Below are 25,745 nucleotides of genomic sequence, written 5' to 3'. Positions count from 1 at the left end.
GCCTCCTTAACCTACTGTCATTTTTTCCTGTGGAAGTCTCGCCGTATTTCCTTTTCTCGGTGAAACCGCTGCAAAGATAAGCGTAAGCCCTCCGACGCGTCCGATATACATAAGCAGCACAAGTATCGTTCTTGAAAGCATCCCAAGCCCCGGCGTGATGCCAAGCGTAAGTCCTACCGTTCCAACCGCTGACGCAGTCTCAAACAGGCACGTCAGAAGCGGTATTGCTTCAACTCTGCTTATTATAAGTCCCCCAAGCAGAAATAATATTATGTACATCATAAATACCGCCACCGCATTTCTTATTATATCAGAATCAATCCTTCTGGCAAAGAAATGTGTGTGTTCTCTTCTTGCAAATACGGAAATCATAGTGCCTGCAAGAACAGCAAGCGTTGTTATCTTCATGCCTCCGGCCGTAGATCCCGGTGCTCCCCCTGTCAGCATGAGTATGATCATCACTGCCACTCCATCATCACTAAGTGATGTAAGATCTACTGTATTAAATCCTGCAGTTCTTGTCGTCACAGACTGAAAAACAGAACTTATTACACGATGCCATACTGAGCCGTCCGTGAATTCGCAAAAGAAGAAATATACTGACGGAATAAAAATCAATAACGCCGTTGCCACAAGTATGACCTTGCTCTGCATCCTGTATGATGCAAAATGCAGTCTGTTATTCTTTATATCTTCCCACGTAATAAAGCCTATACCTCCGACGATTATCAGCAGTATCACTGTTATATTAACTATCGGATTATCCACATAATACGTTATCGACGAGAACTGTTCCCGCACTCCCATAAGGTCAAACCCCGCATTGCAGAAAGCTGATACCGAATGGAATATACCATACCATAAGCCTTTTGCCATTCCAAATTCCCTGACAAAACATGGTGTCATAATCAATGCAGCTATAATCTCTATTGCGGCCGAAGCCTTTACAATAAATCCGGTAAGCCGCACAATACCTCCGACCTGCGGTGCCGATATTGCGTCCTGCATTGTACTCCTCTGCTTAAGACTTATCCTTTTTCCTGATATAAGAGTAACTGCGACAGCTACCGTTATAACTCCCATTCCTCCTATCTGTATAAGCGCAAGTATTACCGCCTGTCCGAACTCTGACCAGTAAGTTGCCGTATCCCTGACTATAAGTCCCGTAACACATACTGCCGAAGTTGCCGTAAACAGTGCATCCGCAAAACCGGCTCCCTGCCCGTCCCTTGTTGCAAACGGCAGCATAAGCAGCAGACTTCCAAGAAGAATAACTCCTGCAAACCCTATGATTATAATCTGCGCTGATGAAAAATGCTTTGTCAAATGACGCATATAACAGTGCCTCTCTTTCATAAACTTCATCTATTATTACATATACAGCATAAAATGTGCATTAATGTCTTGTGTCCGGTATTAAATTTGTATTAAGAAGACTGCCATGCAGTTTGTAATCAAATACATGATAATTATGGAAAGTCTTGTCTTTATGGTGTATTATGTAAGAAAAGCTGTGACGTATGTGACGGGACATTTTAAGCATGCGTAATCCTCCAGCCTTGAAAGGAGCCATGGATGAATCGTATTATTACTATCGGACGTGAATTTGGAAGCGGAGGACGTGAACTTGGCCGCCGCCTTTCAGAGAAATTAGGAATTGCTTACTATGATAAGGAGATTATAACTGAGATTTCCAAGCGAACACAGTTATCTGAAGAGTATGTGCATCAGGTATCTGAGAAGCGCCCTCTTATATCATTTCCAATCCATGTAGGCCAGAGTCTTCTTGTTACTCCTGACCCTGTATTCCAGCAGAATATGTCAGTTCTTTCTGAGCAGTACAAGCTTCTTACCGAACTTGCCGAGAAGTCAGACTGCATCATCGTCGGACGCTGTGCAGACTATGTGCTGCGTGAGATGAATCCTTTCCGTATATTTGTATATGCCGATACTGAAAGCAAGCTTAAGAGATGTATGGAAAGAAGTGAACCCGGCGAACACCTCACTGAAAAAGAACTCCGTAAGAAGATGAAGGATGTTGACCGCTCACGTGCGCAGTATTGTGAATTCTGCAGCCAGCAGAAGTGGGGCGATAAAAGCTATTATGACCTGTTAATCAACACCAGCGGTAAGAATATAAAACAGCTTTCCAATTCGCTTTATGAATATTTAAAATAATGCCGGGGTCAAAAAGGTCTTTCACCCACATGAGTTTACTCATAACTGGGTGAAAGACCTTTTTATCTGCCCCGATGCAGGCATCATGGCTGTGCGTTTTATCTTATATTACTGTAATCAAGGAAAAAACACATACAGCTTACCGGCTTATCTCCGTCATTGCGGTATACATGCGCCTGATCTGTCTCAAACTTATATACCTGTCCCTTGCTTACCTGCTCGGTATGTCCGTTGCACTCTATCGTAATAACTCCGTCCGTAACGGCTATGTATTCCCTTGTCTTCTCACCATGGCTTCCGCTTGTATATGTTCCGCCCGGCTCGACATCTATTCTGTACACCTCGACAGACTGGGAGTCCTCATACGGGAAGCATGTCCACACCTTATACTGTCCCAGCATCTCCTTGGTCGGGATTATCTCCTCAGGAGACACAAGGCAGTTGTCTATCCTCGGCGGGTCTATCAGCTCCTGGAATTCTATTCTGAGTCCGCTCGTTATCTTGCCGAGGACACCAAGCGACGGATTAGCTGTCCCCTTCTCAATCTGTGCAAGCATACTCTTGCTTACACCTGTCTGCTCAGCCACCTGATCAAGGCTCATACCCTTGGACTGACGTATTCTTTTCAAATTGACTGATACATTATGTGACAGATAATCCATCGCAAATCCTCCTTGTCTGGTACTTAATATGCAATCACAATGCTTTCATATATAAAGCCTCAATATCACTCTGGCGTGATGCTCTCGGATTGACTGCAATATTGCCGCTTTTCATGGCATCCGCTGCCATCGCCGGAATCTTCTCCTCAATCTGCTCACGGCTTATTTCGCCATTCTTACATGCATTATTGACAGCTTCCGTAAGGTTCTTAGGAATTCCTATCGAAGCACAGAGTTCTCTTATCGCATCTGCTAACATCTCCGGCTCAAATTCATCCGCATACGCCGGAATCTTACTTATATAATTATATATTTTAATATATTTTCCGTGATCTGCAAGTGCATTATACTCTGCAATCACAGGAAGCAGTACCGCATTGGCTACTCCGTGCGGGACATCAAAGAAAGCACTTACCGGATGGCTCATGGCATGTACGTTGCCAAGTCTCGCATATGAAAATGCAATTCCCGCAAACAGTGATCCGGTAAGCATAGCCTCTGCTGCCTCTATATCAGTCCTGTTCGCAACAAAACGTCTTATATTGCCGCCGATAAGCTCCATCGCCTTCTCTGCCATTGCATCTGAGAATGGCGATGCTGCAGTTGATATGTATGCCTCCTCCGCATGTATGAAAGCATCTATTCCGCATGCAGCCGCTACACCTGCCGGTGCCGTTGTAAGAAGCTGTGCATCAAGTATGGCATATGCCGGAAGGAGTTCATAGCTGAACACCGTAAGCTTATAATCCCTGCTGTGGTCGGTTATTACCGAGAATGCCGTAACCTCTGAGCCTGTACCCGCAGTTGTCGGAATCGCTATGAGCGGAACAATCTTTCCCGGAACCTTGTGGGCACCTTCATAATCAGTGATGCTTCCGCCATACTTTGCAACAACTCCGACTGCCTTGGCTACATCCATAGGTGAGCCTCCCCCGAATGCCACGATAAAGTCTGCGCCTGAAGCCCTGAAAGCTTCTGTTGCCTTTTCTACTGTTGTCACTGACGGATTAGCCTCTATATCCGTGTACGCATCCGCCTTAATACCGGCATCCTCAAGATACCCTTCTGCTCTGGCTACAAGTCCCATCTTATCAAGATGCGGGCCTGATATTATAAATGCATGCGTGCCGCCAAGCTTCTTCGCCGCCTCTCCAAGCTTACCGAGAGTTCCTCTTCCTACTGTTATATTCTGTGGTATTGAAAATCCAAATTCGTTCATAATATTCTCCATTCCGCAGGCACAAAGTGCCGGAGGAATCGCGAGCCAAATGTCAGATTTGGCTCTGCGATAAATGCTATTTGTGGCGCCTGCGGCACAAATAGCTATGTGAAAAATCTCTGATTTTTCACATTAGTCTCCATTTCTCAGGCACATTTTCTTGCAAGCACCCTGTCTATAGCCTCATCAATTACCTTATCAAGCTCAGGCTCGTCAAATTCAGGCATGAGCGTTGCAGCATCCTCATCAGATATAAGCTCGACAAGAGTACCGAATGAATCCTTATATTTATTCTTACATATTACAAAAAATACAACTCCGAGAACGCTCCATGTACCGACCATTGCCCACTCAGGAAGTATAAGGCTTCCGCCTGTTCCCGGTATGCAATACATAAGCACCATAAGTCCCGACATCAGCACTGCCATTCCTCCGACAAACTTGTATGCAGGAACCTTATATGGTCTTGGCATATCCGGCTCCTTCTTACGAAGAATGAGAAATGATATCGAAACCATACAGTATGCCAGGCAGCATCCGAAATTGCCGGCATCACATATCCACACCATCATCTCACGTCCTGCAAACGGTGCAGCCATTGTAATCACACCGATAAGAATAAGTGAGTTAACAGGTGTCTTGTGCTTTGGATGAAGCTTTGCAAATACCTTTGGAATCATATAAGACTCAGCCATAGAGTACATTGCCCTTGAACCTCCGAGCATGAATGAATTCCATGAAGTTACGATTCCGCACATGCCACCGACAATTATTACCTTTGCCATCACTGGTGTCTTGAATGCAACTGCCATTGCGTCTGCCGTAACCAGTCCCGAGCCTGCCTGTGATGCCTTAATTGCGTCGGCATCAAGTACAAGACCGACTGCAACAATTACAAATGCATAGAAAACTACTGCAAGCACTACTGAGAGAATCATCATTTTACCAATCTTCTTAGGCGGTACGTTAATCTCCTCAGCAGCCTGCGGGATAACATCAAAGCCGATTAAGTAGAATGGGGATAGTACCGCTACACCGATTACTGCTTTTATGCTTGCAGAAGCATTGCTCCCGATGAACATCTGGCCGTTTAAGTTATCCACTGAACCATTGATTACAGAAGCAGCTATCAACAGAATTCCCGAACCTCCGATGATACATGTTAATATCGTCTGTAATATTGCCGCTGTCTTGGCTCCCATAATATTAATGAGCATTATCACAAATGCGACAGCAATTCCGACTATAAGCCATGATGCGTATACATCAAAGCCTGCTATCGTATACAGATATCCCTTGAGGAATCCCGGCCACAGATATGTAAGTATTGTAGGAAGTGCGCAGGCTTCAAAGCATGCAACTCCGACATATCCAAGGACTATGGCCCATGTACATATAAATGACCCTGTCGACCCCATCGCCCTGTAGCTGAATACATGCTCGCCGCCGCACTGTGGCATTGCTGCCGTAAGCTCCGCATATGTAAGTCCTACAAAAAATATCATAATTCCGCCGATTGCAAAACCAAGTGCGGCACCGATAACTCCGCCTTTCTGAATCCAGCCTCCGGATGATACTACCCAGCCCCATCCGATCATGGCACCGAATGCAATAACAAGGATGTCCCATGCGCTGAATACTTTATCAAATTCTGATTTTTTCTGATTCATAAATGCCTCCTGTTCTGCGCATATTCTGCGCATATCTGCATCTCTGCATATCTGTCATGTGTGTGGCTCTACTTTTCCGGCGCATCCTTTTCAAATACCTTCCTTGCCACTTCTTCTATCAGCTGTGCCGTTTTGTCAACGCCAAGAAGGTCACTGTTTATCAGAATATCCCTGTTATGTCTGTCACCACGGTTGCTTCCCGTAAGTGCCATATGTCTCTTATGATATCTTTTATCCTTCTCAAGTATAAGAAGCTTCGCATCGTCTTCCGAGAGATTATGACTCTCCATGACATTCTTCACGCGCACATCATTCGGCGCATATATAAATATTCTTAATATCGGCTTCTGCTCCTTTAAAATGTAGTCAGCAGAACGTCCTATGATAACGCACGATTCACGTGCCGATAATTTTCTGATTATTGTTTTCTGGACATGAATTGCCCGTTCTGTCAGATCCGCATATTTTGAAAATGATCCCCTCACATCACCTTCAGCACCTTTTCCGGCGATCGTAACACCCTCTTCAACCTTTTCCATTATCTCCTTGGGTATTCCGACTTCCCTGATAATCTCATCTACCATTTCCCTGTCGTAGAACCTGATTCCAAGGTCATCTGCCACCTTCCTGCCAATCTGATTACCCTTCGCGCCATATTCGCATCCTATAGTAATAACAAGATGTGCCATAACCTTCTCCATTCCTGTAAATAAAAGGGCGCACCAAACAGAATCTATTCAGTGACGCCCTTGTCTGTTACATAAGATACATTATTATTTTGATAATGCTTCTACTGTTTCCTTAATTATTGCAACTGCCTGATCACACTGCTCCTCGTTAACAATAAGTGGTGGAATCATACGGATTATATGCGCTCCGATTGCTGTGATAAGAAGCTTTCTGTCAAGGCATCCGTGCTTAACTTCAACTCCTGAGATTGTATCGTCGAACTCAACACCTACGAGAAGTCCCTGATGTCTTACTTCCTTAACATGTGGGAGTTCCTCAAGCTTCCCTGCAAAGTAATCACCAACCTTCTTGGCATTACCTGCAAGGTCTCTGTCGATAAGCTCATTAACCTCTGCAAGAGCTGCCGCACAGCTTACAGGATGACCACCGAATGTTGTTCCGTGTGAACCCGGTGTAAATGCCTTGGCAACCTCAGCAGTTGCACAGATAGCACCGATTGGCATTCCGCCGCCAAGTCCCTTTGCCATAGATACGATATCAGGCTTGATGCCATAGTTCATGTATGACATTACGGCACCTGTCCTGCACCAGCCTGTCTGAACCTCATCAATAAGGAGGAGCATCTCATGCTCATCGCAGTACTTTCTGAGACCTGTCATGAATTCCATTGTTGCAGGATGTACGCCGCCCTCACCCTGAACAGGCTCGACCATGATTGCTATTGTATCCTCTGTACATGCATCAATAAATGACTGGAGGTTGTTGTATTCAGCATATGTAAAGCCGTCTGTCATAGGTCCAAAGCCAATCTGGCATCCGTTGTCAGGCTGGCCTGTTGCTGACATAGCACCGAATGTTCTTCCGTGGAAGCCCATCTTTGCAGTTACGATATTGAATCTCTTAGGGCCATACTTTTCAACGCCATACTTTCTTGCCATCTTAATCATTGCCTCGTTGGCTTCTGTACCTGAGTTCTGGTAGAATATCTTATCCATTCCGATTGTTGTACATACCTTCTCAGCCAGAAGTGCCTGCGGAATTGTGTAAGGATAGTTAAATGTATGCATTATGTCTCCGACCTGATCCTTAACTGCTGCCACAACCTTAGGATTACAGCTTCCTGCATTGTTTACGGCAATACCTGCATAAAAGTCAAGGTATGGGGTTCCGTTTTCATCATACATATACATGCCGCTTGCTGTCTCTGCAAGAAAATCAAATCTCTCATATGTTTCAATCATGTACTTATTTACTTTGTCCTTAATATCCTGTGCTGTTAATCCTGTATCCTTAAGTCTCATAATGTCCTCCATTCCTGTGCATGCGTTCTTCGCTGCCACAACCTCATTTTAGATTTTTTGATTCCTTTGATTCTTAAAAAATGTACAAACCGGTTTTGAATTTTATCCAAAATAATGGAAAACAAAAAGAGCAAAGAACCACCAATCGGTGAGCTTCTTTGCTCTTATCAATGTCTATTATTTTGAACAACCTTACAATAACACTAACGCCTAATTATGTCAATAATAAATTTCAAAAAATTAATATTTTTAAATATTACGGTTTGAAAGCTTTTTTCTGACATACATTGCAATCAGCACTGCAACAGCCGCTGCCGCCAGTATCCATGCCCATCCCGGCACATTTTTGATGTTGTAGCAGCGCACATTTATCCACATCCTGTTTATACGGGAATTCTGTTCACTGTCAAAGTACTGCATTACCGCACTTCTGTCCATGACCTCCTGCGACGGATACTGTGCTGAAAGCTCCCCCGTTATCTGAGATGCCGGAACTGTGAGAATATAGTCAGTATCGGCATTGCTGCCTGAGAAAAAATATCCCAGCGGATATTCTATTGTGTCCTCTTCTCCATCCTCTGCCTCATAATTCCACTTAAGATAATCGTACACTATATTGCTGTCACCGCCCGATATAACGGATGTATATCCAATATAATACATATTGCGTACTGCACTTTCAGGCATCGACATGTAATTAATAAAGCTCTGTGCCGCATGCTTTCTGTCTGCATTGCCTTTAATTCCTGACTTAAGCATTACCCAGCCGTCAAAATACATATTCGTACACTCCTCAGGTGCGGCAAAATCAAGCTCCACACCATCCTCTGCTGCCTGCTGCATGGTATAGACGGCATCGCCTGACCACTGATATCCGGCAACAACTTTGCCTGTTATCATGTCTGACTTACCGCTGTCAGTCTCAAATGAATATACATTATCCTTAACCTGCTGGAGATAGTCCTGCACCTGCTGAAGTGTCTCCTCCGAAGTGTCATTCATCTCCTCTGCAAGCTTTTCACTGTAATCAGATGCATTCACAAACTGCGGTGATGTAAGGATGTCTGACTTAAGCGCACCAAGCGCCGCAAACATCGTATCCCTTACGTTATCCTTAATGGTAATCTGTCTTCTGAACTTTTCATTATCGATAATGTGCCATGTTGAAGCTTCATCACGTGTAACCAGCTTTGGATTATATACAATGCCGGTAATCCCCCACATGTAGCCGGCTGCATATCTGCTCCATGATTCTCCGTCTATCTTATTCTCATTGAATACCTCTTCGATAAACGGCGACACTCCGCGTGCATAATAATTCTCCTTAATATTCTTATCGTAAAAATCATCTGAGAACGGCTCAAGCCAGCCTTCTGCCATAAGCTTCATAATCATATATTCCGACGGGCAGATAAGGTCATACTCGTCGCCAAGTGTAAGCATATTGTACAGCTCCTCATTCGTTCCCGCACAGCTGTATTCGACCTTTACCTTCTTACCATAGGTTCTGTAATACCAATCCTCAAAATCCTTTACAATCGGATTCTCGCCCTTAATATCACCGCTTTCAAGGTCAATCGTCTCATCCCAGCTGCCTTCATCAATATATTCTTCCCAATTGCACACACGCAGCGTTATAGTATCATCCGCCGCCTGCGCCTGTGTAAGGCACATCTGTGCCGTGCCTGCCAGTGCAGTCACTGCAAATGCCGTCGAAAGGATTACCGATGCACATTTCCTTAACATTCTATTCATCGATTGCCGTCTCCTCTCCTGCCCCGCCTCTTCTGCCGTTTCCTGAAGGTGCGAAGTTCACGGCAGCCTCAAGAATGACAACAAGTATAAAAATAATCGTAGACAACGCCCAGAGTGCTGTCTTTATCTGTGTCTGTGAGCCCTTGGTCGCATTGACTACATACGTGCTTATCGTATCAAATGTTGCCGGTTTGGTATAAGTGGCAACAAAATAATCATCCAGCGAAAGCGTTATTGCCATTACAAAGCCTGACACAATACCCGATGCAGCCTGCGGAATTATTACATGCCACAATGCATATGCCGGAGAAGCACCGAGGTCAAGCGCCGCCTCATACAGGCTCTGATCCATCTGCTTAAGCTTCGGTATAACAGCAAGATATACAAACGGAGCACTTAAGACCACATGCCCTGCAACGAGCGGCACATATGTATCCTTGCTCACGCCGAGAACTACAACGAGCAGTATGCACAGTGAAAATCCCGTAACAACGTCAGCATTTACAACAGGTACCTGGTTAAGTACCGACATCGCTGTTCTTGTTCTCTTCTTTGAATAGAATGACCCTATTGCTCCGAGTGTTCCAAGTATCGTTGCCAGTGCCGCACTTCCTACTGCAAGCAGAAGCGAACCAAGTATCATATCTTTCAGCTCTTCAGTCGTAAAGAGCGTAATATAATTCTGAAGTGAGAATGAGCTTATCGTCCCGATATTGGCTGCATCCGTAAAGCTGTACACTGCTATTATAAGAATCGGAAAATACATAAAAAGAAGTACAAGCGCAATAAACGCCGAGCTGATTCCCTTTTTAATCATAAGATTGCACCTCCTCTGTCCTTTCCTTCCGTATCCCTGTCACCCGAAATAATCGTGACAACACAGATAATTATAAGAAGTATAAGCGCTATCATTGATCCGTTATGCCAGTCATATGCCGCGAAGTAGCTTCCGATAAGGCTGCCCATGATGTAAGTGCTGTTGTAGAGCATATCAAGCACAACATAATTCGTCATTGCCGGAAGAAATACCATCGAAACACCGCTGACTATTCCCGGCACCGACAACGGAAGTATTACCCTTGTAAATGTCTGGAAGTTGTCCGCACCAAGGTCTGATGCCGCCTCTATGACATTTCTGTCAAGCCTGGACAGTGTTGTATACAGCGGCAGTATCATAAACGGCAGAAAATCATATGTCATTCCTATTACCGTATTAAGGAACGGATAGAATGCGAGATTGCCTTCAACCAGCGAAAGTATCTCTTTGAGTGCGGTTATTCTCAATGTAAAGTTAATCCACATCGGAAGCACAAATAACATAATTATTACACCGGTTCTCCTGAAGTGGCTCTGTGTAAGTATGTAGGCAGCCGGATAAGCTATAAGCAGGCACACAAGTGTCGTTACTATCGCAAGCACAAAGCTGTAGCACAGCGTTCCAAGCGTATTGGGGTCAGTAAAAAAGTTAAGCAGATTAGCCATTGTAAACTGCCCCGTGCCGTCCGTAAATGCATAATACACAAGCACCAGAAGCGGTGCCGCAACAAATATCAGCAGGAATATGCCATAAGGAATTCCAAGACTCCTTCTGGATAATACATTTTTCATCTCTTCATCTCCATTCAACAGACATTTATCTACTTCTTAAGCTGGAACTTCATCTTATCCTCAGGCATTATAAGTCCTACCTGGTCGCCCATATTCCAGAGATATTCGTCATCAACAATAAGGTCATGTCCGTACTCAGTCCTTACAACATAGCTGTAGTGGTCGCCCTTGTAAATAAGGTCGATAATCCTGCCGGATACAAGTCCCGCATCGGCATCATCACTCATCTCAATATCATACGGCTGTATTGACACTATTACCCTTAGATTCGACACATCCACGGTCTCGCCGTTCTCGTCAGTAAGGATGCCCTCCTTCATCGAGGTCTTAGGAATTATCTTTGTTATATCACAGCTTATAAGCTTATCATTAAAGTTCAGCGTATAATCGCTGTTTATAATGGTTTCAAAGCTTGTTGTGTGATCCTCGGCTATCATTACATGTATTCCGTCAGGCTCAAGGCACATGCCTATCTTTTCACCTGCCGAGTAGCACTTCGTAGTTCTTATAACTATCTCATATTTTCCTGACTCAACGGTAACCTCATAGTGCATACCCTTGAATATCACAGAAGTAATCTCTCCGGCAACAGTTCCGTCCTCAGGCTTCGTGATTATAACATCCTCAGGTCTTACAACAACATCAACGAGCGTTCCCTCAGGCACATCATCCATGCCCTTGAACTCTCCGCCACAGAATCTTACCTTCATATCACTTGTCATGATTCCCTTGAAAATGTTACTCTCGCCGATAAAGTCCGCAACAAATGCATTCTGCGGCTCATTATATATATCCTCCGGTGTACCTACCTGCTGTATTATTCCCTCAGACATTACAACAATCTTATCAGACATCGTAAGTGCCTCTTCCTGGTCATGTGTTACATATATAAATGTAATTCCGAGCTGGTCATGCATATTCTTAAGCTCAAGCTGCATCTCCTGACGCATCTTAAGGTCAAGCGCTCCAAGAGGCTCATCAAGCATAAGAATCTCCGGCTCATTGACAAGCGCCCTTGCAATCGCAATCCGCTGCTGCTGTCCGCCGGAAAGTGTTGATATCTTTCGGTTCTCAAAGCCTTCAAGGTCAACCATATCAAGGACATGTCTTACCTTCTTTCGTATCTCGTCCTTAGGCAGCTTCTTAAGCTTAAGTCCGAATGCGATATTGTCATATATATTCATATGAGGAAACAACGCATATCTCTGGAAAACCGTATTAATAGGTCTTTTGTTGGCAGGAAGCTTCGATATATCCTCGCCATTCAGAAGAATCTCACCGTCTGATGGAAGTTCAAAGCCTGCTATCATTCTGAGCGTTGTCGTCTTACCGCATCCTGACGGCCCGAGAAATGTCACGAACTCTCCTCTCTTCACCTCAAGATTAAAATCATCCACCGCCTTAAATCCATTATCATCATATATCTTGCTTATATGCTTAAGCTCTATAATATTCTGCGATTTATCTGCCATTGCCGCCTCCCGCTAAACACATTTTTTTATCAAAACCGTACTTATTAATTAATATCAAAAACGTGTACACAAATCAATAGAAATATCAACAAATTACGCATACTTTTTATATTGCTTTTTCGCCTGCTTCTGCAATGTATTGCCCCTGCCGCTTTCTGTTTCTGTAACCCCCATATAAAATATAAATTCGTCCAAAAAATCAGGCATCAATAAGCAGAATCTGTTTATTGATGCCTGATTTCTCTCTGATTACTATATTATGACATCTTATTGACTGTCTTATATTTGTAAAGCATCTCTGCGTGATTCTGCTCCTCAATCTGTATGTCTGCAAGAAGCTTACGAACGCCGCTTTGTCCGAATGCAAACACATCCGTATTATATTCGCCTGACACAAGCTTTTCCGTTGCTATGCAGTCAGTTGCAAGAAATGCATCATTTTTCTTATCCTCAGAATTATCATCTTCTGTATATGCTGCCTTTGGAAGATAATCCCTTCCGGCTGTATCATTGCAGTCACACTCAGGCACGTTGCCGTTAAGCACCTGTGTAAGTGAATCATAATGCTCCTGTTCCTTGCCCTGAAGCTCCAGAAACAGTGCCTTCAGCTCCGGGTCCTTTGCCTGCTGCGCATACTTGCCGTACTTCTCAATGCAGCACTGCTCCTGTGTCTGAAGATCCTGAATAACCGTACGTTCCTTTTCCTGTAATACCATGTCCGATTCCTTTCTGCCATACATGCATGTGTTTATTTTATTTACTATGGTATTATTACCTAAAAATCCGTTTACATACATTTATTTAATTGTTTATTTTGTTGTTAAAAAAAATATATATTGCTTGAAAACGTCGACAAAATATTCTAATATTAGACTATATAGGGCAAGGGTACTATTTTTTGCATATTTCATATTTACACTTATAAAAAGAGGTCCATATGAGCCAGTTTATAACAAAAATATTTTACAAACAGCGTGATGATTTTGCCAGATCATGCATCGAGCGTGACCGTAATCTCACCCTGCCTGACGGAATTACAGTCAAATCCGATATTCCGTATATTAATGATGGCATCAGTGCTCACAGGCTTGACATATACCGCCCGGCCGGAAGAGATAACGATGTGCTTCCTGTCATGATTAATATTCATGGCGGCGGACTGCTGCTTGGCAGCAAGGAATTCAACAGATGTTTCTGTGCTAATATTGCCGCATTGGGATACATTGTGTACAGCATTGAATACCGTCTTATTCCTGACTGCAATTTTTTTAATCAGCTTGATGACGTTGAACGTGCATTTGACTATATCAGCGCAAGAATCGAATCCGATAACGGAGACAGTAAGCATATATATGCTTCCGCAGACAGCGGCGGTGCCTGTCTTCTTACATATGCAACAGCCGTCAACGGTTCACGTGACATTGCAAGAGCCGCACATGTACGTCCTTCCGGAATTAAGTTCAATGCAATCGGATTTATAAGCGGCATGTTCTATACTGACAGATTTGATAAGATTGGTCTGTTTCTTCCTAACTATCTGTATGGCCGCGGTTATAAGAAGAACAGATTTGCACCTTATGTTAACCCTGGGAATAATGACATCATTAAGACTCTGCCACCGTGCTATATGGTTACAAGTCATAATGACTATCTCCAGAAGTACACTCTTGATTATGAAAAAGCCCTTACAAAAGGCGGCATCAGACACAAACTTGATAATTATCCAAAAAACAAAAGCTTACTCATGCATTCAGCGTATTTGAACCTTTTATGGATGAGAGTTTTGAAGTTATACATTCAATGACCGAATTTTTCAGTCATTACTAAGACAAGAGGAGTGATTCATATGAACTACGATGAGAATGTTTTCAAAGCAAAAGCCAATATAAAAGCCCGGAGGATATGGCTTGTATTTGCACTTCTGCTCACAGCCAATTACGGTTCCGATGCAGCCGGCGGACTGTATCCCGCCAATTATTACCTGATATTTGTTCTTCTATGCTGGATTCCTTTTTTTGCGGGAGAAGTCCTTCTTAAGGTAAAAGGCAAGGCAACCGACATTTACAGACGTGATATAGTAATCGGATACGGAATATTTTATACATTTGTTCTGTGTACTACTGAGTCACCGATTGCATTTACATATATTCTCCCTGTTACGAGTCTTCTTGTATTATATAAAGACCGTAAGTTCATGATACATTGCGGGATTGCCAATACATTATGCATAATTGGAGGTGCCATATACAGGGGGCTTATACTTGGATTCAATTCTGCCACGGATATGAAGAATTATCAGTTACAGGTATCATGTATTGTGCTCTGCTACATCTGTTATGTAATGTCAATAAAGCACCTTAATGAATCAGACGGTGCCCTCACAGACAGCATCAAGGCAGATCTTAACCGAGTTATCACAACAGTTGAGAAGGTTAAGACTGCAAGTAACACAATCATGGACGGAATCACTGTAGTACGTGAGCTTGCGACTGAGAATAAGCACGGCTCTGATATCGTTCTCCTCGGAATGAACGAGCTTACCGATAATAATTCAAAGCTGCAGGACCGTACGTCATCTTCAATGGATATGACAACTGATATTAATTCCCAGGTTGAGAATGTTGTAACCATGATTAATGAGATGGTATCGCTTACCAATGAATCTATCGAACATGCCGGGACAAGTTCGTCAGACCTTGAGAGCCTTGTCAGCACTGCCAATACAATGTCCAGGCTTTCCAGCGAAGTGGAGACTGTACTTACTGAATTTACATCTGAATTTGAAAAGGTTAAGCAGGAGACGGGAACTATCGACAGCATCTCAAGCCAGACTAATCTTCTTGCCCTTAATGCATCAATTGAGGCTGCACGTGCCGGTGAAGCAGGCCGTGGATTCGCCGTTGTAGCTGAGCAGATACGAACACTCAGTACAGAGACTAAGGATTCGTCCGGCCAGATTCAGGAAGCCCTTACAAGGCTTGATGAGATATCCGCCAAGATGACCGGATCCATTGAAGAGACGCTTAAACTTATCCAGATTACACTTGAGAAAGTCACCCAGACAGGCGACAATGTCCGCAAGATTACTGCTGACTCCTCAAAGCTTGGTGAACATATCCAGGTTATTGATACGGCGATCAAGGGTGTGGAGGCCTCCAACGGCCAGCTTGTTGAGAATATGCAGCATGTATCTGAGATTGTCGATACAATGACTAACTGCATTAACGATTCTGATGATATCAGCAAGCGTATGGTAAGTAAGTATGACGAGAGTGCCGGTAACATTAATAATATTGAGAATGTTATCCAGGGTCTTATGTGTGAGCTCGGAATAGGCGGCTTTATGGGAATCGGCGATGTACAGCCGGGAATGAAGATTCTCGTTAATACAAAGAGTTCCGGCTCAGATGCTTCATCTGAATATCACGGAAGTCTTGTAAGCCGTGATGATGACACACTTAAGATAACTCTTGATGAGCAGCTTACACTTAACGCTAAGGCTGAATGTTCAGCGCAGGTTACCGTAGGCAATGTCCTCTATTGCTGGGATGCAGCTGAGATTGTTTCAGACCGTACCGGCGGAACATATACGATACATATCAGTTCTGCTCCACATATTATTAACCGTCGTAAGTATCCGAGAATTGATATTTCCAACATCTGCACAATCAAGATTAAGGACACAGGCGAGACCTTCACCGGAAGGCTTGATAATCTCAGTGCCAACGGCTTTGCCCTTCTCGCCAAGGATGCATTCTTCGCCGGTTGCAAAGGTAAGGATATTGCAGTTACAATTCATAACTTCGACATGCCTGACCATGCTGAGCTTGACGGCCGCATAATCCGTTGTTCCAACAATGATGGTGTATATATTATCGGATGCCAGATGCCTGATGATAATGAGTACATCCGTTCATATGTTGAGAAGAAGCTTGCCACACAGGAGAATGCCGGAGTGCAGTAATCAGGCTTCTGATATTTTTACTAAGAATAATGACAAACACAATAACAGCCTGCTGTCCGGGCGGACATCACGTTCCCCCAAAACGCAGGCTGTTTTTCAGTCTAAGCTCCTTCTAATCTCCTATTGCAGCTAATCCGCTTCCTCCACACACCTGTATATCTCATCAAATGCCTCCTGCACGTCGTCCACATCAACATCCGAGTAGCTTATAATGTAATAGTACTCCTTACTCTTATCCGGCACCAGAAAGTATTCCGACAGGGACTGGAGGTGTATGCCTGCCTTCTTCAGCCGGCGTGCAATCTCCTGCTCCGGCATGGCTGTGTTAAGTCTTATAAGGAAATGCAGCCCGGATTCATTTTCATTCACACTGCATATCCTGCTAAGGCGGCTATTCTGGAGGCTGTCAAGCAGTCGTTTGCGCTGTCTGCTGTAATAAAGCCTCATTCTGTTAATATGCTTTTCAAAATATCCTCTGCTTATAAATGCCGCAAGTGTATACTGCTCAAAGGTTGAGACCGTACAGGCGTAGAAAGACAGCTCACTGTAGAAACGATTGGCAAGATGAGGCGGAAGTATCATATAACTGATTCGGATTGTCGGAGTAAGTGACTTGGAAAATGTATTCATGTAGATTACCTTTTCACAGGCATCAATGCTGAACAGCGTTGGCAGAGGTCTTCCATTCGTCCTGAATTCGCTGTCATAATCATCTTCTATTATATAACGTCCGTTTTTATCATTAGCCCAGGCAAGTATCTCATATCTCCTGCTGGCAGGCATTGTAATCCCCGTAGGGAAATGATGATTAGGACATATATGTGCTATGTCAGCGCCTGTCTTGGTAAGCTCCTCAACCGTAATTCCCTTATCATCCATGCTCGCATATCTGCATTCGATATTGTACTGCTTATATATCTTTGCAAGCTTCTTGTATCCGGGATTCTCTATACAATACCCCTTATCGGCTCCGAGAAGCTGCACAAGAAGTCCGTACAGATACTCCGTTCCGGCACCTACGATAATCTGATCCGGGTCTACAACCATTCCGCGGAATGACCGCAGATGTGCCGCAATAGCAGCACGAAGCTCATGTATTCCGCATGTTGGCGGCACCTTCATAAGCTCCCTGCTCCTTGCCGATATCGTCTCTCTTGAAAGCTTTGCCCACACAGTAAACGGAAAGCTGTCAGCCCCCATTCTGTTACTCGACAGATCTATGCGGTAACCGGTATCACGCTTTGGCATCCTGATATCCGGTGTTTTAGCTTCCGAATTCTGAAATGTATTCCGGGACGTGCTTCGTGATGTATTATTTATCAGTTCACCTGTACCGGCTGCCATTCCTCTTGCCAGCGCACCGATATCCGCAACGTAATAGCCCTTCTTTGGGATTGTGTATACATACCCTTCGCTTATAAGCTGGTCATAAGCATTCTGAATCGTGATGGTGCTAATGCCGTTATTATCCGCAAATGTTCTCTTGGACGGGAGCTTCTCTCCGGAGCGCAGATTTCCGCTGATAATATCATTTTTAATACATCTGTATGCCTGCTCATAAAGTGGTACTCCAGATTCATCAAATACATATGTAAGCATTATTCATTCTCCAAACTACATCTATAAATTATTTGCTTTAAACAATTCATCAGGCCGGCATCTTCCTGAATTCCAGACACACCATTACTATTGAGATAACTCCTGCAAGCCCGTCGGCAACAGGTCCCGAATACATAATTCCGTCTATTCCCATGAACAGCGGAATTATAATAAGCAGCGGAAGAAGGAATATTATCTGCCTTGTAAGCGACAGGAATGTTCCTTTTACCGGTTTGCCTATTGATGTAAAGAAATTAGAGCTTATAGGCTGCATGAAGTTGATAAATGTAAAGAACAGGAATATATGGAAATAATTCTCTGCAAATCTGTAATACTCTTCCGAACCCGTTCCGAACAGTGATATTATCTGATGCGGTATCGTCTGGAACAGAATAAATGCTATCACTGCAAGAACCGCTCCGCATGCAACTGCTGAACGGTATGCTGACCTCACCCTGCCATATCTGCCTGCTCCGTAATTAAAGCTTGTGATAGGCTGGAGTCCCTGCGATATACCTATTATAAATGACATAAATACCTGATTTACCTTGGTTATAATCCCCGCACATGCGATTGGTATGGATTCGCCGTATACTGAAAGCGAACCGTAGTATTTGAGTGATTTGTTCATTACAATCTGCACAACCATCATCGCAAGCTGATTAGCACACGGCGCAGTTCCAAGTGACATCACTCTTGAAATATATTTCCAGCGCACACGCAGATTTTCTTTCTTAATCTTAATCGTCCTGCAATGTGCAAGATACCACGCCGCCATCAGTCCTGACACTATCTGTCCGATAATCGTGGCATACGCAGCCCCTGCCATTCCCATATTCAGGACAAATACAAACAGCGCATCAAGCACCGTATTAATAAGCGCTCCGGCGAGATTACATACCATGCTTATCTTCGGTCTGCCGTCAGCCCTTATAAGATGACCTCCGCCTGATGTGAATATAAGAAATGGAAATCCCAATGCAACTATCCTTGTGTACACCTTGGCATATTCCAGAACATTATCCGGCGAGCCAAAGAACTTAAGCAGCGGCTCAAGAAATATCAGAGTAACAGCCGTAAGTGCCACACCGCCAAGGAACAGCATGGCTGCCGAATTAGCAAGATAATTGACCGCATTTTCTTTCTCACCCATTCCCATTGCAATGTTAAATGCAGACGCACCTCCTATACCAAACAAAAGTGCAATCGCCACACATGATATTGAAAGCGGAAATGATATATTCGTTGCCGCATTGCCGAGTGCGCCCACACTTCTTCCAATAAAAAACTGGTCTACTATGTTATAAAGCGAACTCACAAGCATTGCAATTATACTCGGAACCGCAAACTGATACAAAAGTGAATTAACCGGATTTTCTCCAAGCGGGTTCTTAGTTGATATTTCATTATTCATAGCAATCCTCCATTCCGCAGGCACAAAGAGCTGATTTTTCACACTACTCTCCGTCTTCATGCCCATATACATTATCAAGTGCTGCCTTAAGAAGCCTTGCAAGGCTGTCACTTTCTTCTTTTGTCATACCTTCTGTTATTACCGAATTCCAATATGCCTTGGCTTTCGATATCGGTTCGTGCGTACTGCGCCCCTTTTCTGTAAGGAATACATAATTGCATCTTCTGTCAGAAGAATCCTTGCGCCTCGTCACCATTCCTTTGGCTTCCAGTGACTTTATGACTCGCGCCACCGCTGCCTTGTCCATCCCCTGATCCCACGCAATCTCATCCTGCGTAACGCCGTCATGCGTACTCAGCATAAAAAGCACCGGATATTCAGCAAGTGAAATATCATACTCCTTAAGATATCTTGTATAAAATGCCTGCGCTCTCCTGTGAAGCACAGACACAAGCTTGCCTATGCTGAAGCAGTTTGGGACATCCTTTTCATTCTGTCGGTATTGATTCATGTGTCTGAATTACCTCTGTGAAATTTATTGCTTATTCGCTGCAATGTCTGCCATGTCATGGCCTATATATCATTAGAACATGAATATAATAGCCTTAATTAGTTGACTTGTCAACCAATTAATTCAATGTATCTAAGATAAATTTCTCATGCAAAAAAGCTGCATTGGAACAGACTCTCATCTGCTCCAGTGCAGCCTTAACTGTCAGGTCTTCCTTATCCAAGTTCCTTCATGAATCCCTTAGGATAAGAATATTCGCCCCTATAGTTAGAAGCATTATAATCCGGATATTTGACCGGTTCGTATACATTCAACTCAGGTGAATCATCCTGCGTGTAGATGTACATTGAATTGTAATCCCATGTAACAATCTCATCCCTTGCATCACCGTACATATTGATTGCCTCTGCACACAGCGTCGGATGTCCGTCATCAGGGAACTTAACCACCTGTACTCCGTTGCCGTCTATAAGACCGCCCTTTTCTACATCTGCATTAAGGAGAATGAAGTCCCGGCCATTGCCAATCCAGTTGACCGGTGTAAGCAGGTTGCCGTTAAGCTCGTTCTCCATCTCCCATACCGGATTACCCTCGCTGTCATAAAAATATATTATTCCCTGATGTCCCCAGAAGTTAACAACAACCATCTCGTACCCCGGTTTGTCAGGGCAGTAGTTACCAGTGCTGACTCTCTGGGCATGTCCTATTCCGTCTTTTTTGAGGAGATTGCCTTCCCAGTCGCTTATCAGGAAGCCTTCCTTGCCGGCAACACACGCAAAATACTTTTTCCCTTTGTGAGGTCCTGACACGAACATTCCCGGAACAATCTCGTCGATATGGTCTTCCTTTACAGGCATCGTCCATATCCTGTTACCATTGCAGTCAAGCATATTATAACCTACAAGCAGCTCGTCATGTCCGTCTCCGTTAATATCTATTGCAAATGGAAAATGTCCCGTATTCTTATCGCTCTGATAATGCCACATAACCTCAAGGTCATCATTAAGCGCATACACTCTGCAGTAACGGTCCTTTATAAGGATATCCCGCGGTTTATCAAGTCCCCTGAAATTGCATATTCTTATTCCGTCAGGATTAATTCTGTCAAATGCATATATCTTATCAGGAACACCTATTATCGTGCCGTCTTCTTCTGCCGTTGAATATGGTGCTTTGGCATGTTTCTTTACCTTTCCGTTTCTTCCGTCAAGTATAAAGATCTCAAAGTTCTTGGCTGTTATGACCTCGTCATATCCGTCTCCGTCTATATCGTAAATCTGCATAGGCATATCTGCAGATATTGTTCCTATCTCCGTGTTGGAAGTCGGCTCACCATAACGCCACAGGACATTGCCGTCAAGATCAATTGCCGTGAGGCAGCTTATCGTGCCGTACGCATCCCTGTTAACTCTCTTCTGGCACTGGGCAAGAACTATCTGATATTCACCGTTACCGAGAAGATGTCCAAAACGTACCTGCCTGCCGGTTCCAAAATTCCTTAAGTCTATCTTCTTCAGCAGCTTCATCTTAGGGTACTTCTGCTGTTCTTCCGCACACAAGTCGCTGTATGCTTTCCTTGCGGCGTCAATCTGTGCTGCCGTCTCATCAGTCACAGTAACATTGACATATTCAAACTGCGTCGGTATCGTTGCCGTGATTGCCGCTTTGCCACCCTGTAATGCATATTCCGTATGTACGTCAAAATATGCCTTGCCGTTGACACTGCATATCACATGGTCGCCGCTTATGGATGCTTTCATCACATAATAGTCATCGCAGTTGTATGCAAATGCAGCACGCTCAATAATCTCTACCTGTTCCTTATGTCTGTACTCAAGTCTTAATTCGCCCTCTTCAAATACAAGCACAAGCAGATTGGCGGAATTCTGACAGCAGAAGCCTATTCCTGCATTCCCCCACTTAGTTGTGAACATTCTGAGCTTCACCTCAAGCTCGTAGTCCTTCCAGAATCTGTCGCCACTTGTAAGCATCGGAAATGTTCTGTGTGGCTTATCATTGCGTATTCTCTGCTGCTCCATGTAATGTCTGCCGTCATACTCAGTGATTGTCCACGATGCTCCCTGTCCATTATACGTATGGTTGCATACCGGATCATGCCACCTGCCCCTGTAGCCCGGGTAATTAATATAATGATATTCTCCCATTGCCGAATGATTCCTATCGTATGGAAAATCTCCAATAGGGAACTCCATGAAGTCTTCTTTTAAAAGGTACATAAGCGCCTCCTCCTGTTCATCACAAAAATTAAAATTATGCCTCATTTACCTTACATTATTTATACAGTTGCTTCATACTATAATACTACCATAATCAAAAGAATAGGACATACTGATTATTAACTCAATATATCCCATTCTACTGTACAATTATTCAATTCCGGCGCATTATCATTATACGCCTGCTGCCTGCCTTACGGCACGGCATAATCAGCATTCACACTGAAATACCGATACATTTCTGATATGCTTACCGTTAAGGTAACCGCATCTTCTTAAGCCCTCTGCAAGGACTTCGTTCCACTGCTTGGCTGACAGCCCACAGCTTGTGTCATCATCAAACTCCAGCATACAGACATTCTCACGGTCACAGCTTCCACCCTTTTCACATGCAATCTTATACATGTTCTTACGGCTGATTGCTCCAATCTCTTCAAGAAGATTAATCATTCTGTATACTGTAGCAAGACCAATCCTGTTGTCTACAGATGCAGCCTTAATATATATCTCCTTACAGCAGGCGCATTCTTCCTCAAGGATTATGTCAAGAAGCTGAAGCCTTTGCTTGGTAATCCTGCAGCCTCTCTCTCTGAGTCTGTCTATTACCATCTGCCTCTGCATCTGCGTGCGGTGATAATTCTGACATTCCGTCTGTGTCTGGTTATTCTTCATGTGACTCCTCATTTCTGCATAACAGCTACAGATTAACCGTGCGTCTTTTGTACAGCGCCTCTGTGTGTATGCTCCAAAATACTCCCGGCATTATCAGTGGCTGCAGTGTCCGCCGCAGCTGCTGCAGTTACCTGTACATGATGACTTACCCTTCTTCCTGTCTGAAATCATGCCGGCTAATATTACGCCAACAACAGCTATAAGTCCCGCTAAAACACCTATTGTTCCTATAGTCATAACAGCCTCCAATCTAAAGCCTACGCTTTAATTATGCCTGTGCACCCTTTCTGGCAGGTCTGAATAACAGATATATAAATCCTGCTACAAGTAAGAATGCAACTATTGTCCAAAAACTGAATCCGCCGCCTGTTACAAGCATGCCGATATTATAAATACAAAGTGATACGACATATGCAAATCCACACTGGTAACCGATTGCTGTCCATGTCCACTTAGCACTGTTCATCTCTCTCTTGATAGCACCGATAGCAGCGAAGCAAGGTGCGCACAGAAGATTGAATGTAAGGAATGAGAAACCTGCCAGCTTAGAGAATGCAAGTGCGAGTGCTGCATATGGTGAAAGGTCTCCACCGCCGTACAGTATACCCATTGTACCAACGATATTTTCCTTAGCCACAAGACCTGTAATTGATGCAACGGCTGCCTGCCAGTTACCCCATCCAAGCGGTGTGAATATCCATGCAACTGCTCCACCAATCTTAGCAAGGATGCTCATGTCAATCTCATCCTCAGCTAACATACGGAAGCCCTCATCTGTAAATCCGAAGTATGTTGTGAACCATACAATAATTGTAGAAAGAAGAATGATTGTTCCGGCCTTCTTGATGAATGACCAGCCACGCTCCCACATGCTTCTGAGTACGTTACCAACAGTTGGAATATGATATGCAGGAAGCTCCATTACGAATGGTGCCGGATCTCCCATGAATAACTTTGTCTTCTTTAAAATGATACCTGATACAATAATTGCAGCCATACCAATGAAGTAAGCTGATGTAGCAACCCATGCCGAGCCACCGAAGATAGCACCTGCAATCATTGCGATGAATGGTGTCTTGGCACCACATGGGATAAATGTTGTTGTCATAATCGTCATACGACGGTCTCTCTCGTTCTCGATTGTACGTGATGCCATGATACCCGGAACACCACATCCTGTACCGATAAGGATTGGGATGAATGACTTACCCGAAAGACCGAATCTTCTGAAGATTCTATCCATAATGAATGCGATACGCGCCATGTAACCGCAAGCCTCAAGGATTGCAAGTAATAAGAACAGTACTAACATCTGAGGTACGAAACCAAGTACTGCACCAACACCGGCTACGATACCATCAAGAATAAGACCTTCAAGCCATTCTGCACATCCGATTGCATCAAGTCCATCCCCGATAAGAACAGGAAGACCCGGAACCCATACACCGTAATCAGCAGGATCCGGAGCTGCACCGCCATTCTCGATAGCAAGTTCTATAGCTTCCTTAATGGCAGCTGCATCTGCTGTCTCATCTGTTGTCTCAAGTGTCTCCTCGTCTTCTACTGTGTAATCAACAGTTGTTGATGGCTTAACAGTAGCTTCGAGAGTTGTAAGTGCCTTTACAGCAGCTTCTGAATCATAATCATCAGCCTCTGTGTCAATAGCGTCAGCAATTGCTTCACCGCTGTCTCCAAGGCTCTCTACATATGCTGCAATAATCTCATCTGAATCGCCATACTCATCAGCTACTTCTTCATAAGCAGCAGTACCGATTCCAAACAGATGGAAGCCATCGCCGAAGAGTCCGTCATTAGCCCAGTCAGTAGCGGCTGAACCTACAGTTACCATCGCAATGTAATATACAAGGAACATTACAACTGCGAATATAGGAAGTGCAAGAATTCTGTTTGTAACAATCTTATCAATCTTATCTGATGTTGTTAACTTATCCTTGCTCTTTGCCTTCTTAACACACTCATCAATAATTGATGAAATGTATGTATATCTTTCATTAGTAATGATACTCTCTGCATCATCATCAAAGTCACTCTCAAGCTGGTTAATCTCAGCCTTTACATCAGGTACATTAGTAAGTAACTGATTAATCTTGTTATCGCTTTCAAGAAGCTTTATTGCGAAGAATCGCTTCTGCTCTGATGCAACATCTGAACCAAACTTAGCTTCAACAGCCTCGATAGCTGCCTCAGCCTTGCTGTCAAATTTATGTACAATCTTATTAGCTTTCTTAGATTCTGCAAGCTTTACAGCCTTTTCTGCAGCTTCCCTGATACCTGTTCCCTTAAGCGCTGATATCTCAACAACCTCACAGCCGAGATTCTCTGAGAGCTTTGCAGTATTAAGCTCAATTCCATTCTTAGCAAGAAGGTCTGTCATATTAACAGCCATGATAACAGGAATACCAAGTTCCATAATCTGTGTTGAAAGATAGAGGTTTCTCTCAATATTAGTACCATCAACAATATTAATTATTGCATCCGGCTTTTCATTTATAAGATAATTTCTTGCTACCACTTCCTCCAGAGTATATGGTGAAAGTGAGTAAATACCGGGTAAGTCAGTGATTGTTACATCCTTATGTCCCTTGAGCTTACCTTCCTTCTTTTCTACTGTAACACCAGGCCAGTTACCTACGAACTGATTAGAACCTGTCAGTGCATTGAATAATGTCGTTTTACCGCAGTTAGGATTACCTGCAAGTGCAATTTTGATTGACATCTTGATTCCTTTCCGCTGCCCTTAAGTTGGGCTTGCCTTAATTTAATTAGTCCAAT

At 43.7% G+C, this 25,745-nt stretch carries 21 protein-coding genes; 3 read left to right on the top strand and 18 right to left on the bottom strand.

The genetic code is table 11. The annotated features are described in order from the left end of the window. Positions 1-6 precede the first annotated feature (6 nt). Entirely contained in the window at positions 7-1,248 is a 1,242-nt protein-coding gene (locus tag NQ488_01750) for a Trk family potassium uptake protein (protein ID UWN97079.1), read from the bottom strand. Between the two features lie 327 nt (positions 1,249-1,575). Here NQ488_01750 and NQ488_01745 point away from each other — a divergent pair, with 327 nt between their 5' ends. Next, positions 1,576-2,178, top strand: coding sequence for a cytidylate kinase-like family protein (locus tag NQ488_01745; GenBank protein UWN96060.1), 603 nt, complete (start codon positions 1,576-1,578; stop codon positions 2,176-2,178). A gap of 98 nt (positions 2,179-2,276) precedes the next feature. On the opposite strand, the gene NQ488_01740 is transcribed toward NQ488_01745, so the two are convergent. The 10 genes from NQ488_01740 to NQ488_01695 form a co-directional block, all read right to left on the bottom strand. Beyond that, a complete protein-coding gene (locus NQ488_01740) occupies positions 2,277-2,840 on the bottom strand; it encodes a helix-turn-helix domain-containing protein (GenBank protein ID UWN96059.1) in 564 nt (187 codons plus the stop codon). Positions 2,841-2,874: 34 nt separating this feature from the next. Beyond that, positions 2,875-4,059 carry an iron-containing alcohol dehydrogenase gene (locus tag NQ488_01735; protein ID UWN96058.1) on the bottom strand — a complete coding sequence of 395 codons (1,185 nt, stop codon included), beginning with the start codon at positions 4,057-4,059 and terminating at the stop codon, positions 2,875-2,877. Between the two features lie 146 nt (positions 4,060-4,205). Next, on the bottom strand, positions 4,206-5,729 hold the full coding sequence (locus tag NQ488_01730) for an APC family permease (protein UWN96057.1): 1,524 nt from the start codon (positions 5,727-5,729) through the stop codon (positions 4,206-4,208). Between the two features lie 68 nt (positions 5,730-5,797). Further along, positions 5,798-6,418 carry a cytidylate kinase-like family protein gene (locus NQ488_01725; GenBank protein ID UWN96056.1) on the bottom strand — a complete coding sequence of 207 codons (621 nt, stop codon included), beginning with the start codon at positions 6,416-6,418 and terminating at the stop codon, positions 5,798-5,800. A gap of 84 nt (positions 6,419-6,502) precedes the next feature. Continuing rightward, the gene (locus NQ488_01720; GenBank protein ID UWN96055.1) at positions 6,503-7,720 is read right to left on the bottom strand and encodes an acetylornithine/succinylornithine family transaminase; all 1,218 of its coding nucleotides are present in this window, start codon (positions 7,718-7,720) and stop codon (positions 6,503-6,505) included. A gap of 249 nt (positions 7,721-7,969) precedes the next feature. After that, positions 7,970-9,475 carry an extracellular solute-binding protein gene (locus NQ488_01715; protein ID UWN96054.1) on the bottom strand — a complete coding sequence of 502 codons (1,506 nt, stop codon included), beginning with the start codon at positions 9,473-9,475 and terminating at the stop codon, positions 7,970-7,972. Then, complete coding sequence (locus tag NQ488_01710; protein ID UWN96053.1) at positions 9,468-10,292, bottom strand: ABC transporter permease; 825 nt, start codon at positions 10,290-10,292, stop codon at positions 9,468-9,470. The genes NQ488_01715 and NQ488_01710 overlap by 8 nt, the downstream gene beginning before the upstream one ends. Next, positions 10,289-11,083, bottom strand: a complete 795-nt coding sequence (locus NQ488_01705; protein ID UWN96052.1) for an ABC transporter permease — start codon at positions 11,081-11,083, stop codon at positions 10,289-10,291. The genes NQ488_01710 and NQ488_01705 overlap by 4 nt, the downstream gene beginning before the upstream one ends. A gap of 29 nt (positions 11,084-11,112) precedes the next feature. Then, entirely contained in the window at positions 11,113-12,555 is a 1,443-nt protein-coding gene (gene potA / locus NQ488_01700; GenBank protein ID UWN96051.1) for a polyamine ABC transporter ATP-binding protein, read from the bottom strand. Positions 12,556-12,812: 257 nt separating this feature from the next. Next, complete coding sequence (locus tag NQ488_01695) at positions 12,813-13,271, bottom strand: ferritin-like domain-containing protein (protein UWN96050.1); 459 nt, start codon at positions 13,269-13,271, stop codon at positions 12,813-12,815. A gap of 221 nt (positions 13,272-13,492) precedes the next feature. Between NQ488_01695 and NQ488_01690 the strand changes: the two genes are divergently transcribed. Both NQ488_01690 and NQ488_01685 read left to right on the top strand, forming a co-directional pair. Beyond that, a complete protein-coding gene (locus tag NQ488_01690; protein ID UWN96049.1) occupies positions 13,493-14,359 on the top strand; it encodes an alpha/beta hydrolase in 867 nt (288 codons plus the stop codon). 42 nt (positions 14,360-14,401) lie between these two features. Beyond that, on the top strand, positions 14,402-16,519 hold the full coding sequence (locus NQ488_01685; GenBank protein ID UWN96048.1) for a methyl-accepting chemotaxis protein: 2,118 nt from the start codon (positions 14,402-14,404) through the stop codon (positions 16,517-16,519). 129 nt (positions 16,520-16,648) lie between these two features. Here NQ488_01685 and NQ488_01680 read toward each other — a convergent pair whose 3' ends face one another. The 7 genes from NQ488_01680 to NQ488_01650 all read right to left on the bottom strand — a co-directional run bounded on the left by NQ488_01680 (position 16,649) and on the right by NQ488_01650 (position 25,689). Then, positions 16,649-18,118 (bottom strand): PLP-dependent aminotransferase family protein, encoded by a 1,470-nt coding sequence (locus NQ488_01680; protein UWN96047.1) that lies wholly within the window; start codon positions 18,116-18,118, stop codon positions 16,649-16,651. A 49-nt stretch (positions 18,119-18,167) separates the two neighbouring features. Beyond that, positions 18,168-19,532, bottom strand: coding sequence for an MATE family efflux transporter (locus tag NQ488_01675; GenBank protein UWN96046.1), 1,365 nt, complete (start codon positions 19,530-19,532; stop codon positions 18,168-18,170). 43 nt (positions 19,533-19,575) lie between these two features. Next, positions 19,576-20,043, bottom strand: coding sequence for a MarR family transcriptional regulator (locus NQ488_01670; protein UWN96045.1), 468 nt, complete (start codon positions 20,041-20,043; stop codon positions 19,576-19,578). A 215-nt stretch (positions 20,044-20,258) separates the two neighbouring features. After that, positions 20,259-22,280: a hypothetical protein gene (locus NQ488_01665; GenBank protein ID UWN96044.1), complete on the bottom strand. Its 2,022-nt coding sequence runs from the start codon at positions 22,278-22,280 to the stop codon at positions 20,259-20,261. A 210-nt stretch (positions 22,281-22,490) separates the two neighbouring features. Further along, entirely contained in the window at positions 22,491-22,952 is a 462-nt protein-coding gene (locus NQ488_01660; GenBank protein UWN96043.1) for a transcriptional repressor, read from the bottom strand. Between the two features lie 93 nt (positions 22,953-23,045). Further along, entirely contained in the window at positions 23,046-23,189 is a 144-nt protein-coding gene (locus NQ488_01655; protein UWN96042.1) for a FeoB-associated Cys-rich membrane protein, read from the bottom strand. A gap of 31 nt (positions 23,190-23,220) precedes the next feature. After that, positions 23,221-25,689 (bottom strand): ferrous iron transporter B, encoded by a 2,469-nt coding sequence (locus NQ488_01650; protein UWN96041.1) that lies wholly within the window; start codon positions 25,687-25,689, stop codon positions 23,221-23,223. Between the last annotated feature and the right edge of the window lie 56 nt (positions 25,690-25,745).

It is taken from the genome of [Bacteroides] pectinophilus (assembly GCA_025146925.1).
In the GTDB taxonomy this organism is placed as follows: Bacteria; Bacillota; Clostridia; order Lachnospirales; family Lachnospiraceae; genus Bacteroides_F; species Bacteroides_F pectinophilus.
This window is presented reverse-complemented; position numbering and strand designations above follow the sequence as displayed.

Coding starts and splice junctions, on each gene's coding strand:
- NQ488_01750 (UWN97079.1), bottom strand. CDS start 1,248: ATGCTGCCGTTTGCAACAAGGGACGGGCAGGGAGCCGGTTTTGCGGAT.
- NQ488_01745 (UWN96060.1), top strand. CDS start 1,576: ATGAATCGTATTATTACTATCGGACGTGAATTTGGAAGCGGAGGACGT.
- NQ488_01740 (UWN96059.1), bottom strand. CDS start 2,840: ATGGATTATCTGTCACATAATGTATCAGTCAATTTGAAAAGAATACGT.
- NQ488_01735 (UWN96058.1), bottom strand. CDS start 4,059: ATGAACGAATTTGGATTTTCAATACCACAGAATATAACAGTAGGAAGA.
- NQ488_01730 (UWN96057.1), bottom strand. CDS start 5,729: ATGAATCAGAAAAAATCAGAATTTGATAAAGTATTCAGCGCATGGGAC.
- NQ488_01725 (UWN96056.1), bottom strand. CDS start 6,418: ATGGCACATCTTGTTATTACTATAGGATGCGAATATGGCGCGAAGGGT.
- NQ488_01720 (UWN96055.1), bottom strand. CDS start 7,720: ATGAGACTTAAGGATACAGGATTAACAGCACAGGATATTAAGGACAAA.
- NQ488_01715 (UWN96054.1), bottom strand. CDS start 9,475: ATGAATAGAATGTTAAGGAAATGTGCATCGGTAATCCTTTCGACGGCA.
- NQ488_01710 (UWN96053.1), bottom strand. CDS start 10,292: ATGATTAAAAAGGGAATCAGCTCGGCGTTTATTGCGCTTGTACTTCTT.
- NQ488_01705 (UWN96052.1), bottom strand. CDS start 11,083: ATGAAAAATGTATTATCCAGAAGGAGTCTTGGAATTCCTTATGGCATA.
- potA (UWN96051.1), bottom strand. CDS start 12,555: ATGGCAGATAAATCGCAGAATATTATAGAGCTTAAGCATATAAGCAAG.
- NQ488_01695 (UWN96050.1), bottom strand. CDS start 13,271: ATGGTATTACAGGAAAAGGAACGTACGGTTATTCAGGATCTTCAGACA.
- NQ488_01690 (UWN96049.1), top strand. CDS start 13,493: ATGAGCCAGTTTATAACAAAAATATTTTACAAACAGCGTGATGATTTT.
- NQ488_01685 (UWN96048.1), top strand. CDS start 14,402: ATGAACTACGATGAGAATGTTTTCAAAGCAAAAGCCAATATAAAAGCC.
- NQ488_01680 (UWN96047.1), bottom strand. CDS start 18,118: ATGCTTACATATGTATTTGATGAATCTGGAGTACCACTTTATGAGCAG.
- NQ488_01675 (UWN96046.1), bottom strand. CDS start 19,532: ATGAATAATGAAATATCAACTAAGAACCCGCTTGGAGAAAATCCGGTT.
- NQ488_01670 (UWN96045.1), bottom strand. CDS start 20,043: ATGAATCAATACCGACAGAATGAAAAGGATGTCCCAAACTGCTTCAGC.
- NQ488_01665 (UWN96044.1), bottom strand. CDS start 22,280: ATGTACCTTTTAAAAGAAGACTTCATGGAGTTCCCTATTGGAGATTTT.
- NQ488_01660 (UWN96043.1), bottom strand. CDS start 22,952: ATGAAGAATAACCAGACACAGACGGAATGTCAGAATTATCACCGCACG.
- NQ488_01655 (UWN96042.1), bottom strand. CDS start 23,189: ATGACTATAGGAACAATAGGTGTTTTAGCGGGACTTATAGCTGTTGTT.
- NQ488_01650 (UWN96041.1), bottom strand. CDS start 25,689: ATGTCAATCAAAATTGCACTTGCAGGTAATCCTAACTGCGGTAAAACG.